Annotated in this window: 9 protein-coding genes; 4 read left to right on the top strand and 5 right to left on the bottom strand. The window is 75.0% G+C overall.

The window, feature by feature from the left end:
• Positions 1-81 precede the first annotated feature (81 nt).
• Entirely contained in the window at positions 82-2220 is a 2139-nt protein-coding gene (locus OG422_RS19275) for a hypothetical protein (RefSeq protein ID WP_405743869.1), read from the top strand.
• The gene (locus tag OG422_RS19270) at positions 2210-3535 is read left to right on the top strand and encodes a hypothetical protein (protein WP_405743868.1); all 1326 of its coding nucleotides are present in this window, start codon (positions 2210-2212) and stop codon (positions 3533-3535) included. Before OG422_RS19275 ends, OG422_RS19270 begins: the two co-directional genes overlap by 11 nt.
• Before the next feature lie 78 nt (positions 3536-3613).
• Here OG422_RS19270 and OG422_RS19265 read toward each other — a convergent pair whose 3' ends face one another.
• The 3 genes from OG422_RS19265 to OG422_RS19255 all read right to left on the bottom strand — a co-directional run bounded on the left by OG422_RS19265 (position 3614) and on the right by OG422_RS19255 (position 9183).
• A complete protein-coding gene (locus OG422_RS19265) occupies positions 3614-6121 on the bottom strand; it encodes a protein kinase domain-containing protein (RefSeq protein WP_405743867.1) in 2508 nt (835 codons plus the stop codon).
• Positions 6122-6585: 464 nt separating this feature from the next.
• Positions 6586-7458 (bottom strand): alpha/beta fold hydrolase, encoded by an 873-nt coding sequence (locus tag OG422_RS19260; protein WP_405747895.1) that lies wholly within the window; start codon positions 7456-7458, stop codon positions 6586-6588.
• 1032 nt (positions 7459-8490) lie between these two features.
• Positions 8491-9183 (bottom strand): metal-dependent transcriptional regulator, encoded by a 693-nt coding sequence (locus tag OG422_RS19255; RefSeq protein ID WP_405743866.1) that lies wholly within the window; start codon positions 9181-9183, stop codon positions 8491-8493.
• Positions 9184-9442: 259 nt separating this feature from the next.
• On the opposite strand from OG422_RS19255, the gene OG422_RS19250 reads away from it, so the two are divergent.
• Positions 9443-10201 carry an SIS domain-containing protein gene (locus OG422_RS19250; protein WP_405743865.1) on the top strand — a complete coding sequence of 253 codons (759 nt, stop codon included), beginning with the start codon at positions 9443-9445 and terminating at the stop codon, positions 10199-10201.
• Positions 10202-10310: 109 nt separating this feature from the next.
• On the opposite strand, the gene OG422_RS19245 is transcribed toward OG422_RS19250, so the two are convergent.
• Positions 10311-11744 carry a PAS domain-containing protein gene (locus OG422_RS19245; RefSeq protein ID WP_405743864.1) on the bottom strand — a complete coding sequence of 478 codons (1434 nt, stop codon included), beginning with the start codon at positions 11742-11744 and terminating at the stop codon, positions 10311-10313.
• 652 nt (positions 11745-12396) lie between these two features.
• Entirely contained in the window at positions 12397-13095 is a 699-nt protein-coding gene (gene pdxH, locus OG422_RS19240) for a pyridoxamine 5'-phosphate oxidase (RefSeq protein WP_405743863.1), read from the bottom strand.
• A gap of 441 nt (positions 13096-13536) precedes the next feature.
• On the opposite strand from pdxH, the gene OG422_RS19235 reads away from it, so the two are divergent.
• Positions 13537-14649, top strand: a complete 1113-nt coding sequence (locus OG422_RS19235) for a citrate synthase 2 (protein WP_405743862.1) — start codon at positions 13537-13539, stop codon at positions 14647-14649.
• Positions 14650-14735: the final 86 nt, after the last annotated feature.

Raw genomic sequence — 14735 nt, 5'->3', positions numbered from 1 at the left:
CTGAGCGGCGCCCCCGCGGTGGCACAGCCATCGCCCCCGGTTCCCGGACGCACGGCCCACGGGCCCGCGGCGGAGCGCACCGTGAGCAGGCACGCGGCCGAGGCCACCACGGCCGAGTCCCCCGCGAGCACGGCACCCGCCGCCCCCTCCCGCGCGGACACCCCGCGCAGCAGGGCCGCGTACCTCGCCGAGCAGCTGCGCCGCGATCCCGTGTACATCAGCGACCAGGTGCCGCGCGAAGCCCCCCGCTCCAGTGCCCCGTTCTTCGCCGCGCAGGCCACGCGGCTCCATGTGCCCGTGTACGTCATGGTTCTGCCCGACACCGCGCTGGGCGCCGACGGCGCTGGGTTCCTCGCCGGAGTCCACGACCGGCTCGGGCGCGACGGTCTGTACGTGGCGCTGAGCGGGCCCGGGACGCCGGAGGTGCAGGCGTACGGCGTGGAGGTGCCCGGCACCCGGGACGCGGCCCGCGCCACGCTCTACGAGCTGCCGTACGACGCGACGCCCCGCGAGACATTCCAGCACTTCGTCGATGTCCTTCTCTCGGGGCGGGCCCATGAACGGGCGGAGGCGGGCAGCGCCGCGGCCGACAGCGGCACCGAGGTGCCGAAGCTGCACCCCGACCCCACCGAACGGGAGAACCAGAGCTTCGTCACGGGCATCGCGGTCGCCGGGCTCCCGCTCGCCGTCGTACTGGTGGGCCTCTACGTACGCCGTCGGCTCCGACTGCGCCGGGCGCGCGGCGGGGCGCCGGTCCCCGGCCCGCGCGCCGCCGCCCCCGCGCTCTCCCTCCGCAAACCCGGTGACACACCGGGCAAGGGCGGCAAGGACCGCACGGCGGGAAGCGCCCCACGGGGAGGTGCGATGTCAGGGAAAGGCGCCGCCCCGCTGTCCCCGGGACACTCCACCGGTCGGCGGCGCCCGGCCCCGGCCGTGGCGGTGCTACTGGCCGTGGCGGTGGTCCTCGCGGGCGGGCTCGCCGTCACCGCCGCGCGCCTCTTCGACGACCGCTCCTACGGCGACGACGCCATCCCGACCCCGGCCGATATGCGCTCCCGCATCGAGCGGGTGACCGCCGGTCTGCGCCACGACCCCCTCTACACCGACCCGGAGAGCGAACCGGTCCTGAGCTCCGCCGAGCGCACCCGGCTGCACAAGCGCCTCGCCGCACTCGACATCCCGGTGCTGATCGCCGCGGTCCCCCGCCTCACCGAAGACGAATCGGGCGGTAACCGCGAGATATTCGTCCAGTCGCTCCACCAACGCCTGCACCATGACGCGCTGTTCATCCTCGCCGATCCGCTGGCGGAGACCCTCTCCGTCGTCAACTACGGCGCGCCCATCAACGCGTACGCCCTGCCGAGAAGCCACTTCGGCCTCCCTGAGCTGCACGAAACCCGAACCCTCGGCGACCGGCTCGACGCGCTGCTCCGCGATGTCGCCGACGCCCCGCGGGACTCGGCGGGCGACCGGCCGTACGACCCCGGGCCCGCGGCCGACCCGGTCGCGGAGAAGGATCTGCCCAGCGTTTTCGCGGCGGACTTCGCTCCGGGGCTGCTGATCGGCACGTTCCTCGCGGCGCTGCTGCTCGGCCTGGTGACGGCGGTGCGGGCCCTGGCCGGTGCGGTGGGGCGGCGCCGGACGGCCGGTGGCCCGGCGCCCGGCGGCGTACCGGCCGCGTCCGAGGCGCCGGACGAGCCGTCCCTCGCGTGGTTGCGGCGCACCGCCCGGCAGGAGGCCGACGCCCTCACCGCCGTACTGGACGCCCAGGACACCCTGCCGGAGCGGACCCGCCACCGGGCCTGGGAGTGCCTGGACGCCGCTGCCCTGCTCATCGACGGCGACGGCGACGCCCGGGTCGATGCGGACGCCACCCCCGCCTCCCTGGTGTGCGCCGTCGCGCTGGCCCGCTCCGGTCGGGCGGCCGTCGAGGGTCCCGCCGCGCCGGAGCGGCTGTGCCACCGCAATCCGCTGCACGGCCCGGCGCACGGCACCCGCCGTATACCCACGGCGGGCGGCGGCCGCGCCCGGTCGCTGCCGGTCTGCGGACGGTGTCGTACCGTCCCGGGGCCGGTGCTGCGGCTGGGCCCGGCGGCGGACAGCGGCCGGGCGGACCGGGTGCCGTACGCCGAGCTTCCCGGGCCGCTGGCCGCGCTCGCCGACGGCACCCCGATCGATCAACTCACCCGCGATGTACGGGAGTACTTCGGTGTTCACTGACCTTCGCCACCGCCGCCCGCGCCGCGCGGGTGCCCGCCGCCGGATGCCCGCCGTGGCCGGTGCCGTCGTCTCGGCGCTGGCCCTGGTGTGGTGCGCCGCGTCGCCGGGGGCCGCCGCCGGGAGCCCGGGGCAGAAGATCGCCGATGCGCTGCGCCGCTCCCCCGTCTACGTCGATCCGTCGCTGGACTCGGCGGTCGGCGGGGCCGCGCAGCGGCAGCTGGCCGAGCGGATCCGCGGGACGCATCTGCCGATCCGGGTGGTGCTGGTGCCGCTGGTCGAGGGGGACAGCTGGGGCGGCGATCCCGCGCAGCTCGCGGAGGTCGTCCACGACCGGATGGGCGGCGATCCGTCGATCATCATCACGCTCGGCGAGTTCCACGACGACATCGCCGCCCGCGAATGGCCCACCGGCGCCCATCAGGCGCAGCAGGCCGCGGCGGCCGTCTTCCACCAGAGCGACATGGAGGGCGCGGGGACGGCCCGCCGCGTCGAGCGGGCCATCGACATCATCGCGGCGGGCGACGGCGAGAAGGAGTACGAGAAGGCCACCGCCGACCTCAACGCCCCTGCCCCGTCCGGGACTTCCGACGAGCCGGGCGCCGCGAGGCCATCGGAGCACTCGAAGCCCTCCGGCTCCCCCGTGGTCCGGGCGGTGACGCTGGTGGCCGGGCCGTTGCTGCTGCTCGGCGCGGTGGGGCTGCTGTGGCGGCGGCGTGCCCGGGTGCGGGATCTGGCCACGCCGTTCGCGTTGCCGCGTTCCGTCTTCGCTGCCGCCCGGCGGGCCGACGAGGCGGAGCTGCGTGACCGGGCGGCGGCGGAGGTGGTGCGGCTGGGCGAGGAGGCCCGCGCCGCGCAGGGCGATCCGCAGGCCGTCGGGCGGGCCCTCGACGCGTACTCCGCGGCCGGTACGGTGCTGGACCGCGCGCGGGGCGTGCCGGATCTGGCGGGCGTGTTCGCGCTGATGGCCGAGGGCCGCGCGGCGCTCGGCGCCGAGGAAGCTCCGCTGCCCCTGTGCTTCTTCCATCCGCTGCACGGACCGGCCGCCCGCGTCCTGCCGTGGCGTCCGCTCGGCCGCCGCGAGGAGCTGCGGGTGGCGGCCTGCGAGTCCTGCGTACGCGCGATACGGTCCCGCCGGGCCCCCGAGGTCCTCACCGACCGGAGGGGCGACCGCCCGGTCCCGTACTTCGAGGTGGACGCCGCACACAGCCTCTGGGCCGCCACCGGCTACGGCTCCCTGCTCTCCGGGGAACCCGACGATTCCCTGGCCGCGCGCGTCCAACGCGGCGACTTCACCCGTACGTTGGACGCCTCGTAGGGGGTGACGGCGGGTGCCGGCCGGAGCAGATCCGCCTCGCCGGTTCCGGGGCAGCGTCCGGCGCCGAGGAGACCCAGGTCAGACCGCCGGCAGCGCGTAGATCTCGTCGCCATGGGTGGCCAGCAACCGGCGTCCGGCGGCGGTGACGTGCCACTGGTCCAGGCTTCCGGTGTTGTCGTTGTAGTGCCAACGGACCTTGCCGGTAGCCGGGTCGAGGGCGAAGATGCCACCGGCGTCGTCGTACGACGCACCGTAGAGCGTGCCGCGGGCGGACAGGAATTCGGTCGGCGCCCGGCGCGCGCCCGGGTCCTCGGAGAGCCAGAATTTGCGGCCGCGCACCGGGTCCACCGCCCAGACGCCACCGCTGTGATCGGCGGCGTACACCACGCCGTTGACGACCATCGGCTGATAGAAGCTGAGGCGCCCGGCGGAGGAGAGCGACCAGTCCGGCTCGCCGGTGTCGAGGTGGACGGCGCGTAGCCGGGGGCCGCCGAGGAAGATCCGCCCGGCGTGCACGGCGGGCCGCCAGGCGATGTCGTCGCCGAGCTTGCGGCTCCACAGCTGACGGCCGTCGGCGTTGTCGCGGACCGTGACGTTGCTCCGCCCGTCGGTGTAGACGAGCCGGTCGCCGGAGACGGTGCCTTCGAGGTCGTAGTCCGTCGTCCCCTTGTCGCGAGGCTTGCTCCAAGCCGTTCGGCCCGTACGGAGGCTGATCGCCGCGACGGCGGTCAGGTGCTGGGTGGTGTCCTCGGTGCGCACCGACGCGACGACGTAGAGGCGTTCCGCGTCGGCCGCGAGGATGCGCTGGACGGTGAGGTCACCGCCGAGGCGGCTGCGCCACACCTCCTTGCCGGTGTCCGGGTCGAGGCCGATGACATCGCCGTTGTACTCGGTGCTGACGAGGAAGAGCTTGCGGTCGGCGAGGATCAGCGGCGCACCGGCGATGGTGATGCCCTTCCGGCTCCAGGCGATGGCGCCGGTGGTCGCGCGGCGGGCGACCAGCGGGTCGCCGCTGATCAGCAGCAGACCGTTGTGGACGGCGAGCGGCGCATCGCTGTTGAGGCTGTCGGTCTCGGCGGTGCGGTGCCAAAGGACGGTGGGCGGGGTGCCGGGCGGCGGGGTGGTGAAACCGTCGGCCTCCGGGGTGTCGCCGCCGCCCCCGCCGTCGTCGGTGGCCTTGCCGCCGGACCGGCCGCTCATCGCCCAGACCCCGGCGCCACCGAGGGCCGCCACACCGGCCACGCCTCCGGCGACCAGCCCGAGGAACCGCCGCCGGGACGGTGCCGGCGCGTCACCGGACGTGAGGGGGGCGGTCGTTCCGCCTGGTCCGGCAGGTACGCCGGGGCCGGTCGGGGCGGTCGCGCCGGGTCCGGCCGATGCCTGCTGCGGGACGGTGCCGGGTCCGGCGGGTACGGGGACTCCGTCGCCGGGCGTACCAGGGTGACCGGCACCCACCTCACCGGGCACGCCGGCCTCACCGGACGCGCCTGGCCCACCGACGGCTCCGGGCGCCGCGACCTGGCCCGCCCCGAGCACATACGTCGGCGCCGTACCGAACCCGGGCGCCGCACCGGGATGCTGCGGCGCACCGGCCACCGGAGGGGTCGCGCCCGAAGGAGCCACGCCCGACGGGTTCACACCCGGGGCCGCAGGTCCGGGCGACGGCGTCCCGGTACCGGGCTGCGGCAGGTCGCCGGGGGTTTCCAGGTCGAGGAGGCGCGCGGCGTGGGTGGCGATGGTGGAGGCGACGGCGCCGGGCAGCCAGTTGGCGAAGGCCGTGCCGGTGCCCTCCGGGGCGAGCGCGGCCAGCACCTCGGCGGGGGCGGGCCGTTGGGCCGGATCGCGGTGCAGGCAGGACGCGACCAGCTCAAGAAGGGCGTCGGGCACCCCGCTGAGGTCCGGTTCGCCGTGGACGACCTGGTAGAGCACCGCGGCGGGCGTGGACTCGGCATACGCCCCGTGCCCGGTGGCGGCGTGGGTGAGGACCGCGCCGAGGGCGAAGACGTCACCGGCCGTGCCGACGCGCTGGCCGAGCACCTGCTCGGGCGGAATGTAGCCGGGCGAGCCGACGACCACGCCGGTCTGGGTCATACGGTTCCCGTCGACGGCGCGCGCGATGCCGAAGTCGATGACGCGGGGGCCGTCGGCGGCGAGCAGGACGTTGGACGGTTTGAGGTCGCGGTGGACCAGCCCGACGGAGTGGATTTCGGTCAGCGCGGCGGCCAGCCCGGCGCCCAGGGCCCGGACACTGCGCTCCGGCAGCGGGCCGTGTTCGTCGACGACCTCGGTCAGCGACGGCCCGAGGACGAAGGCAGTCGCGAGCCAGGGCAGCGACGCGTCGGTGTCGGCGTCGACGACCGGTGCGGTGTAGCGCCCGGACACGGCGCGGGCTATCTCGACCTCCTGCCGGAACCGCCCCCGGAACGCGGTGTCCTGCGCCAGATCGGGCCGCACCACCTTCACCGCGACGGTGCGGCCCCCGGCGGACCGCGCGAGGTAGACGCGGCCCATCCCGCCGGCCCCGATCCGGCCCAACAGGCGGTACGGCCCGAGGGCTTGCGGGTCGTCCGGGAGCAAGGGGTCCATCGCGGGCCTTCCACGTCTGTCGGGAGATGCGGGAATCGGGAGATGCGGGGAACACGTCACGCGGGCGCCACCCCCACGAGTTCCCCACGCGGACCGACGGCCGACGCGGCACGGCACGGCACGGCAGTGCATCGTAGCGTCGGCCGAAATTCGACTCCTCCTGGCGTATCCCACCAGGCGGGCACGGGCCGTGGGGCGCGCGCGGGCCCCACTGTCGGCCCGCACCTACGCCTCCCCGCCTGCCCTCCCGGCGGCCCCCTTCCCGCCTACCTCCCAGCTACCGGTCACCCACTCCCCCGCCACCGGCCGGGCATGGCGTGCCGTACCGGCCGTGCGCACCGACGGGCAGCGGGCAGGCCGCCGAGCGCCGGGCAGCGGCGGACGGGCCGCCAGAAGTCAACGACCAACGGCCGGTCCACCAGGCACGCGGCATCAGGCATCAGCCCGCCCGCGCCCCCGCCCCCTCACCCTGGTACCGCCGCCCGCAAAAACGGCTCAACGGCGCGCTGCCAGGCGTCAGGGTGTTCCCAGGGCAGCAGATGGCCCGCGTCGGGTATCTCGGCGTAGCTGCCGCCGGGCAGGACGCGGACCATCTCCTGCGCCTCGGCGCGGCCCAGCTCGCCGTCCTGGCCCCGGACGACGAGGGCGGGGCAGCGGACCTCGGCCAGCTCTTCCCAGTGGGCGTCGGTCACCCAGGTCTCGCGGGCGGTGAGCATCTGGCGGCGGGAGAAGACCGGGCGCCAGCCGTCGGCACGCTCGGCCATCACCTCGGCGAAGAACGCGCCGCGCGCCGGGCGGGGGCGCTCCAGCGACGGATCCTCCTCGCCGAACCACCGGCGGACGTCCGCGAGCGTGGCGAAGGGCAGCGGCCAGGTGGCGAACCACTCGGCCCATTCGTGCTGCGAGGCGGCGCCCAGCGCGGACGCGCGCATGTCGCAGATGACCAGCGCGCCGACCAGATCCGGCCGACGGGCGGCGAGCTGCCAGGCCGTCAGCGCACCCATGGCGTGGCCGATGACGGTCACAGGGGCGAGGCCGAGCTGTTCGATGACGGCTATCGCGTCCTCGACGTAGGCGGCGCGGCCGAAGGGGCCGTCGGCGGGCTTCTCACTGCGGCCGTGGCCCCGCTGGTCGAGGGCGATGGCGCGATACCGCGCGCCGAGCCAGCGGGCGGTGTCGGCCCAATGGGAAGCCCGCCCCATCAGGCCGTGGAGCAGCAGGACACCGGGGCGCCGCTCGCTCCCCTCCGGCCCGCCGTCGCCCTTGGGCGGGTCGGTGAACTCCCAGGCTGCGAGCCGCATTCCGCCGGCCCCCGTCACCTCGATGCGCCGCACCATGTGCCCTGACACCCCCACTCGTCCCTTGACCCACTCCACACTATCGAACTTTCATTCGAATACGACGGCCTCGTGCGGAAGTCCCCTCGTTCGGGTGACAGTGCGCAGGGATAGCCGGGGATCCGCACGGGGAGACAGCTACGGGGGGACGGATCCCGCCGGACAGGGGGTCCGTAGCGCGGGACCTTGAGAGCTCGGGGCTCCAGGTCCTGACGGGGGAGCCGGGGGAGGCGGGGTCCCGGATGCTCGCAGCGCCGGGGCCCCGAGACCTCGCAGGATCTGTGTCGCGCCGCCGTTCGCCGTGTTCGGTCAGGTTCCGCTGCCCCCACCCGCGCCTCCTCCCCCGGAAGCCGTCAGACCGCGGCTCCCCCGTACCGTTCCGTACCGGGCCGCCGCAGCCCGGGCCGAGCCCGTCCGCGTGCCGGTCGGCACCACAGCGGGCATCCATGTGGGCGCCAAGGGTGACACGTCCCCGGCCGTTCCGCACCGGTTCGCGCAATTCCTCATCCCGCACCCGCCCCGCCCGGAAGCCGCCACGGCCCGGGGCGCCCCCCTCTGCGCAGCTCAGGGCGGTGAAACGGTCAAGAGAGGAAATCCGCGGAGGAAACGCAGGCCCGGCCCGGGGCCGCGGGGCTGCCCGCGCCCTGCGCTTCGTACGGCGGCCGCCGGGCGGCAAGGCCGGGTCGGCGGCGACGGGCGGGCGTCCCGGAACCACGTCGCGACGGCGGCCCGGCAGGGGCAAGGCGGCGATCATCCACGCCGCGCGGCAACGGCCCAGGCGCCAGACAGCGGGGCGCCAGGGCAGCGGCCGTCAGCCCCTGCGACAACGGCCCGGCCGTCAGCCCTGCAACAACGGCCCGGCCGCCCGCACCGGTGCGGCAACGCCCCCGTACGAAGGCACGGGCGGGGCGCCGGGCACCGGCCATCAGCCGCACGCTTTGCGGCCACACACACCGGCGACCCGCGCTCCACAGCACGGGGCGCAAGGCATCGGCCGGACGCGCCGGTACCCCCGGCGCCCGACGCGGTGGGTCAGCGCTTCGCGACGAAGACGTGGGCGGCGATCTCCGACTCCAGCTCGGCCGCCTCGCCGCTGCTGCCGACGAGAACTCCGGCGGGGGCCTCGGTCACGCTGACGACCGCGCCGGGCTGGATCCCGGCGCGCCGGAGCGTGTACATCAGCTGGGCGTCCGCCTGGATGGGCTCGCCGATGCGGCGGACCACGACGGTCTTGCCGTCCGGACCGGCGTCCAGCTCGGTGAGGCTGACCATGCCGGTCTCCAGGAACGGATCGGCCTCCGCCTTCTCGCCCAGCTCCTCCAGGCCCGGGATCGGGTTGCCGTACGGCGACTCCGTCGGGTGGCGCAGCAGCTCGACGACGCGGCGCTCGACCGCCTCGCTCATCACGTGCTCCCAGCGGCACGCCTCGGCGTGCACCTGCTCCCACTCCAGCCCGATGACGTCGACGAGCAGGCATTCGGCGAGGCGGTGCTTGCGCATCACGCGCGTCGCCAGCCGACGGCCCTCCTCCGTCAGCTCCAGGTGCCGGTCGCCCGCGACGGACAGCAGGCCGTCCCGCTCCATGCGCGCCACGGTCTGGCTGACCGTGGGGCCACTCTGTTCGAGCCGCTCCGCGATCCGGGCGCGCATCGGGACCACACCTTCCTCTTCGAGTTCGAGGATGGTGCGGAGATACATCTCCGTGGTGTCGATCAGTCCGGACATGCGTGCCCCTAGCTGTGTCGTGCGGGTGGCCCTGGATTCAATTCTGACGCATCCCACCGACAACGGCGCCGCCTCCGCCCGCGGCGGCTGCCGCCCGGGGCCGCACACAAGCCGTCCGGGGGCTGTCGCGTCAGCCGTATTGACAGCGCACTGGTCCAGACCGCAACGTGATCCGCGCCACGGCCGCCCACCGTCCGGCGCGCTCGTGCCCGGACCGGGGCGAGGGGAATCCATGAGCAGCGATGAGGGAGACCGCGGAATGGCTGAGAGCGACCGGCTTGCCGGGCAGTACTTCGATGCCGCGATCGAGCTGCTGCGGCAGACGCGTGACGACGGGGGTCCCGCCATCGCCGCCGCCGGGCGGCTGATCGCCGACACCGTCGAGGCGGGCGGACGGGTCTTCTCCTTCGGCGCCGGGCACTCCTCGCTGCCCGCGCAGGACACCGTCTACCGGGCGGGCGGCCTCGCGATCATGAACCTGCTGTCCGTGCCGGGGGTGGTGGGCGTGGACGTCCGGCCCGCGACGCTCGGCAGTGCGCTGGAGCGGGTCGACGGGCTGGCCGCCGCGGTGCTGGACACCAGCCCGCTGCGGGCCGGTGACGTGCTGGTGATCATCTCGCTCTCCGGGCGGAACGCGCTGCCCGTCGAGATGGCGATGAACGCGCGGGCGCTCGGCATAAAGGTCATCGGCCTGACGTCGGTCGCCTACGCGGACGCCACCTCCTCCCGGCACGTCTCGGGCACCTTCCTCAAGGACCACTGCGACCTGGTGCTCGACAGCCGTATCCCGGTGGGCGACGCGGAGCTGCGGCTCCCGGGGATCGACGCGCCGTTCGCGCCCGCCTCCACCGTCGTCACCAGCGCGATCATGCAGGCGATGGTGGCGACGGCCGCCGGTGCGCTGGCCGAGCGGGGCGTCGAACCGCCGCTGCTGCGGTCGGGCAACGTCGACGGCGGCCACGAGTGGAACGGCCGGGTGATGCGGGAGTACGCGGACCGGATCTTCTACCGGCAGTGACCCGGATCCGGCGGCGGTGACCCGGATACGCCGGAAGCGGACCGTTCCCGGCGGCGGTGACCCTGCGGCCCCGGGGAGCACCGGCCCGCCACCGGGTGCCGACCCCCGTTCAGCCGTCGGACGACGACGCCAGGTCCAGGGCCGCCGCGATCCGGGCGGCGACCTCCTCCGCGTAGGCGGCGTCGGCGCGGTCGAAGGGGCGGCGGGCCGGGGTGCGCAGGAAGGTCGCGACGCCGAGGGTGCGGGCGCGGCTGCGCAGCACCACGCACAGCCCGTGAACCGTGCCGTCCGGCCATCGGCGGGCGGCCGCCCAGCCGTCGTCGCCGGTCGCGCCCACACTCGTCCGCACCGAGCCGCCGCGCGCGTACGCCTGGAGGGCCGGGTGCCCGGCGGCGTACGCGACGGGGACCGCGGACGGCTGCGGCACCGTGCAGGGGCCGGGGGACCCCGCGGGTGAGGCGAGGGCCCGCCGCAGCCGGACGGAGGCGGTGCCGTCCCCGCCCGCTCCCCCGTCGTCACCGTCCCGGCCGGGCGGGGGCGCGACGACATCGACCAGGGCGTGGTCGGCGAAGCCCGCCAAGGCGTAGTCGAGGTGGACGGCGGCCGCCTCCCGCGGGTCGGGGCAGTCGGCGGCGGCGCGGCCCGCGCGGTGCAGCTGCTGGGTGCGGAAGCGGAGCAGCGCGCCGTCCTGTTCGGCCTGTTTGGCATCGGTGACGTCCTGGAAGAGCCAGGCGACGCCGAGCGGTACCGGCTCCTCGGAGAGCGGGGAGGCGAGGCGGACGAAGCCGCTCCGCCAGCAGCGGCGGGGGCGTACGGCGTCGGGGGCGCGCAACGTCACCCACAGATCGCTCAGTCCGGGCGGCTCGCCCTCCGCCAGGACGTGCTGGAGCACCGCCTCCACCTCCTCGGCGCCCTGGTCCAGCAGATCGCCGAGGGTGCGGCCGAGGAGCGCGTCCCGGCCGGATTCCAGTGCGCGGGCGGCGGGGGTGTTGACGACGGCGGGCCGCAGGTCGGCGTCGACGAGGACCACGCCCCAGGGCGCGTCGTCGCCGAGCGCCTCGCTCAGGGCGAGGGAGCGTTCCAGGCCGATCTGGGCGTGTACGGCGGTGAAGACGCAGTACACCCCGGCGGCCCGGCCGTCGGGGCCGGGGACGACGGAGGTCTGGCCGCGGACCAGGACGCGGCGGCCGTCCTTGGTGAGCAGGGCGTAGTCGTGCACCTGACGGCCGGGGGCGCGCAGCGCGGCGAGGAGGGCGGACTCGGTGGCACCCGCGTCCTCGTCGCGGACCGCCCAGCCGGTCAGCCCGCGGCGGCCGACGGCCTCGGCGGCGGGCCAGCCCAGGAGCTGTTCGGCCTCGTGGTTCCAGTGGGTGACCGTGCCGTCCGCGGCGAGGGCGAGGAGCGCGGTGTCCATGCCGTCGAGGAGGGCGGCGAGCAGCCCGGTGTCGTCGGCGGGCCCGAGCGGGCCGGGCGGCGCGGCGGCCGGGGCCGGGGTGTGTTCCGCCGAGGAACCGTACGAAGCGGAACCGTACGAAGCGGCCACTGGAACCCCCTACGGACGCGGTGGCGCGTGCTGGACCTGGGCACATTCAACTCGAACGTGACGCAGCACACACCCCCTTCGCGGAAATCCCGGGCCGTTCGCGCGGTCGGGCCGCCCCGGGACGACGCGGGTGTCCCGGGGGCCGCAGCCGTCCCGGGCGTCGCGGAAATTAATTCGCTTGTACGGGGCGGGGCGCGTTCCTAGGCTGGGTGCACACGAGAAGGGAGGTGGTTCGGCAGATGATTTCGTACCGGACGCGTGAGGTGACTGCGGCCTAGGCCGCCGCTTCACACCCAGTGCAGCGCCGGCCCGCGCATACTGCAGATGCGCCGTCGGCCAATCCCAGCAGTCACCCGACCCGTGGGCCCCCGGTTCGTCCGACCGGTCGCCGCGCCACCCGGCGCGACGGAAGCGGCCCACGGGTCGTCTGCGTTCTCCGGGCCCCACGCGGGGCCCTTTTTCCTTGCACGCGGGGCCCTTCCCCCTTGTACGCGGGCCCTTTCCCTTGTCCGAGGAAGCTCACGTTCCTCGTCCGAGGAAGCTCGCGGCCCTGCCGCGCCTCCGGCCCTTCGTGGGCCGCTCCCCGATCCCCGGGCCCCGCGCGGGCCCGTTCGTCGTTTCCGGGCGGTCCCCGGGGATCAGGCCATCCGGTTCACGGTGCGAGGCGTTCCACGGTCCAGCCGGTGGTGGCGCGGACATAGCGGAGGCGGTCGTGGAGGCGGTTCTCGCGGCCCTGCCAGAACTCGACGGTTTCGGCGGTGACGCGGTAGCCGCCCCAGTGGGGTGGTGCCGGGACCTGCTCGCCCTCGGGGTACCGGGCCGCCAACGCGTCGTAGGCGCCCTCCAGTTCGGCGCGGGAGGCGATCGGCGCGGACTGGTCGCTGGCCCAGGCACCGAGTTGGGAGCCGTGCGGGCGGGAGCGGAAGTAGGCGGCGGTCTCGTCGCGGCCGATGCGGGCGGCGGTGCCGGTGACGATGACCTGACGGGCCAGCGGATGCCAGGGGAAGAGCAGCGCCAGGTGCGGGTTCTCGGCGAGGTCACGGCCCTTGCGGCTGGTGTAGTTGGTGAAGAACACGAAGCCGCGGTCGTCGAACGCCTTCAGCAGCACCGTCCGTGAGCTGGGGCGGCCCGCGGCGTCGGCGGTCGAGACGACCATGGCGTTGGGCTCGTGGATCCCGGCCGCGGAGGCTTCCTTGAACCAGCGCGCGAACTGTGCGTACGGCTCGGCCGCCAGCTCGGTCTCGGTCAGCCCCTCGGCACGGTAATGGGCGCGCATCGACGAGGGATCGAGGGTTTCGTGGGCATCGGGGGAAGGCGCGTCGGCGGAGTGCACGGCCTCATCTTGCAGCATCGGCCCGCGCGGTGGCAGGGCGCGGGCCGGGAAGCCTGCCCGCCGTCGCCCGGACGTAACCCTCTCGTAGGCGAATCGACCAGTGTGCCGGACGTCACGCTTCCTTGCAGGTGGGGAAAGCACCAAACTTGCGGGTCGGTGCAGTGTGGGGTTCGCACATCGGCGACCATCGTGTCCGGACCGCCGGACCGGCGGGCCCCCGCCGTCCATCGCCGGGGCCGCGCGTCCCGTGGACCGCGCAGCGCACCACCCGTACCGCGCCCGAGGGCCGTCCACCCCGGGCGGGAAACCGCGTCACCATGCCCGCGAGGCATCCGGTGACCGGCGCGGACCGCGAGCTGCCGGGCGCAGCCGCGGAACCGTTCCGGCGCCGCACACCGAGCCGACCGCACGGCAACCGGTCACCGACCGTGGGCCGTCCGTACCTTGAGGAGTCGCCAGATGTCCGCATTCGTACCCGGACTTGAGGGTGTCGTCGCGTTCGAGACGGAGATCGCCGAACCGGACAAGGAGGGCGGCGCGCTGCGCTACCGCGGCGTCGACATCGAAGACCTTGTCGGCAGCGTGTCGTTCGGGAAGGTGTGGGGTCTGCTGGTGGACGGGGCGTTCGACCCCGGGCTGCCGCCGGCCGAGCCGTTCCCGATCCCGGTGCACTCCGGGGACATCCGCGTCGATGTGCAGTCGGCGCTGTCGATGCTGGCGCCGGTGTGGGGCCTCAAACCGCTGCTGGACATCGACGAGCGGACGGCGCGCGACGATCTGGCGCGCGCCGCGGTGATGGCACTGTCGTACGTGGCGCAGTCGGCGCGCGGGCAGGGGCTGCCGATGGTGCCGCAGCGGGAGATCGACAAGGCGGAGACCGTCGTGGAGCGGTTCATGCGGCGCTGGCGCGGGGAGCCGGACCCCAAGCATGTCGCGGCGGTCGACGCGTACTGGACGTCGGCGGCGGAGCACGGCATGAACGCGTCGACGTTCACCGCCCGGGTCATCGCGTCGACCGGCGCGGATGTGGCGGCGGCGCTGTCGGGGGCGGTCGGCGCGATGTCGGGGCCGCTGCACGGCGGGGCGCCGTCGCGGGTGCTCGGCATGATCGAGGAGATCGAGCGGACCGGCGACGCGGCGGCGTACGTCCGCAAGACCCTGGACAAGGGGGAGCGGCTGATGGGCTTCGGGCACCGCGTCTACCGGGCCGAGGACCCGCGGGCGCGGGTGCTGCGGCGGACCGCGAAGGAGCTGGGCGCGCCCCGCTTCGAAGTGGCCGAGGCGCTGGAGAAGGCGGCGCTGGAGGAGCTGCACAACCGGCGTCCGGACCGGGTGCTGGCGACGAATGTGGAGTTCTGGGCGGCGATCACGCTGGACTTCGCGGAGGTCCCGGCGCACATGTTCACCTCGATGTTCACCTGCGCCCGCACGGCCGGGTGGAGCGCGCACATCCTGGAGCAGAAGCGCACCGGACGGCTGGTGCGGCCGTCGGCCCGGTACGTGGGGCCCGCGGCGCGGGATCCGCGGGAGATCTCGGGGTTCGACACGGCGGCGCACGGAGAAAGTCCGTAGGGGCGGGCCCTGGGGCACGTCCCGTAGGGCGATCCCTTGGGGCCGCGTCCCGTACGGGCCTGCCCCGAGGGCCGCGTCCCGTACGG

The sequence above is a fragment of the Streptomyces sp. NBC_01525 genome (genome assembly GCF_045040405.1).
GTDB classification, from domain to species: Bacteria; Actinomycetota; Actinomycetes; order Streptomycetales; family Streptomycetaceae; genus Streptomyces; species Streptomyces benahoarensis.
This window is presented reverse-complemented; position numbering and strand designations above follow the sequence as displayed.

Bases quoted from the DNA above. Each gene is read 5' to 3' on its own strand.
- OG422_RS19265 (WP_405743867.1), bottom strand. From the start codon at position 6,121: ATGGACCCCTTGCTCCCGGACGACCCGCAAGCCCTCGGGCCGTACCGC.
- OG422_RS19255 (WP_405743866.1), bottom strand. From the start codon at position 9,183: ATGTCCGGACTGATCGACACCACGGAGATGTATCTCCGCACCATCCTC.
- OG422_RS19235 (WP_405743862.1), top strand. From the start codon at position 13,537: ATGTCCGCATTCGTACCCGGACTTGAGGGTGTCGTCGCGTTCGAGACG.
- OG422_RS19260 (WP_405747895.1), bottom strand. From the start codon at position 7,458: ATGGTGCGGCGCATCGAGGTGACGGGGGCCGGCGGAATGCGGCTCGCA.
- pdxH (WP_405743863.1), bottom strand. From the start codon at position 13,095: ATGCTGCAAGATGAGGCCGTGCACTCCGCCGACGCGCCTTCCCCCGAT.
- OG422_RS19250 (WP_405743865.1), top strand. From the start codon at position 9,443: ATGGCTGAGAGCGACCGGCTTGCCGGGCAGTACTTCGATGCCGCGATC.